The sequence below is a fragment of the Prochlorococcus marinus genome, from assembly GCF_001180245.1.
GTDB lineage: Bacteria > Cyanobacteriota > Cyanobacteriia > PCC-6307 > Cyanobiaceae > Prochlorococcus_A > Prochlorococcus_A marinus_F.
This window is the reverse complement of record NZ_CVSV01000119.1, coordinates 1-1,204: the sequence shown is the minus strand read 5'-3', so window position 1 is coordinate 1,204 and position 1,204 is coordinate 1. Positions and strand designations below refer to the sequence as shown.

Here is a 1,204-nt window from a genome sequence, read left to right as displayed (position 1 = left end):
ATTTTTGATCTATTGCGGATATGTGGATTATCCAAGAATGAGCGCTTGATTAGATTCTTAAATCTTCAACTAAAACTTTATTCTCAAGAGGACGTTTATAGTACTGCAGCATTATATGGATCTACTGTTCTTCAGATGTGTCAACAGCCACATGGTCTGTGGCATCTTAAAAAATCTATGCAGTCTTTAAGTGAATCATTAGAAAGTTCATTAATTAAAACTGGAGTTAATTTAATTTTTGGACAAGAAGTCAATTCTATAACTTTTGACGACGTAAATATGTGTTGGCAACTATCTGCTAATTCGAAAAAAAAATCATTTATTTATCAAGCAAAAGATGTGATTTATACCGCACCTCCACAATCTTTGCTCAAGCATTTGAAAGATCCTTTAGAAAGAAAAAAAAATTATAAAAATCGACTTAATAATTTGCCTGATCCAAGTGGAGCTGTAGTTTTTTATTCAGCATTAAAAAAGGAACATATTAAAAAAACATACTCCAATCATTATCAATTTGTTTCAAAAGAATTTTGTTCGTTATTTGTATCAATTAGTGATGATGGTGACGGAAGAGCGCCAAAAGGTGAGGTTACTTTAATTGCCAGTATCTTTACCAAAACTAAAGATTGGTTTGATCTAGATAAACAAACTTACTTAAAGAAAAAAAATGGTTTCATGAAAAAAATATCCCTTGAATTGGAAAGTCAATTTGATATTGATCCTGAAAAATGGCTACATAGAGAATTAGCAACTCCATTGGGCTTTGAAAAATGGACAAAAAGACCTAATGGAATAGTAGGCGGGCTTGGTCAAAATCCAGATATTTTTGGTTTATTTGGATTATCAAGTAGGACACCTTTTGAAGGTTTATGGTTATGTGGAGATTCGATTTATCCAGGAGAGGGGACTGCAGGTGTTAGTCAGTCCGCATTAATGGTTTCAAGGCAAATTTTAGCTTCCAAAGGTATAGAAAATTTTAGTTTATAAAATTTTGTCTGTTTTCTTTTGCTTCAGCAAGTTTTTTAGAAAGTAAATCCCAATTTTTTTCTTTAATAAGAGATTCCAGTATATTCAGCTTATTTTTAAAATTATTTATGGAATTTAAAACATTAATCTGATTATTAATAGCTAAATCTAGGCCTAGTTGTTCATTGCCTCCGCCAACTCTCGAAGTGTCAGCAAATCCTGTAGCAGCTAATTTTTG

Annotated in this window: 2 protein-coding genes; one reads left to right on the top strand and one right to left on the bottom strand. The window is 31.6% G+C overall.

Features of this window, described 5'->3' with window-relative positions; translation table 11 throughout:
- Positions 1 to 987: FAD-dependent oxidoreductase (locus AMO19_RS05080; protein WP_075507591.1), on the top strand; the 987-nt coding region annotated here is incomplete at its 5' end.
- Here the strand turns inward: AMO19_RS05080 and AMO19_RS05075 are convergent.
- Positions 977 to 1,204 (bottom strand): prephenate dehydrogenase dimerization domain-containing protein (locus AMO19_RS05075; protein WP_146255932.1); only part of this gene is annotated, 228 nt, incomplete at its 5' end. The genes AMO19_RS05080 and AMO19_RS05075 overlap by 11 nt on opposite strands.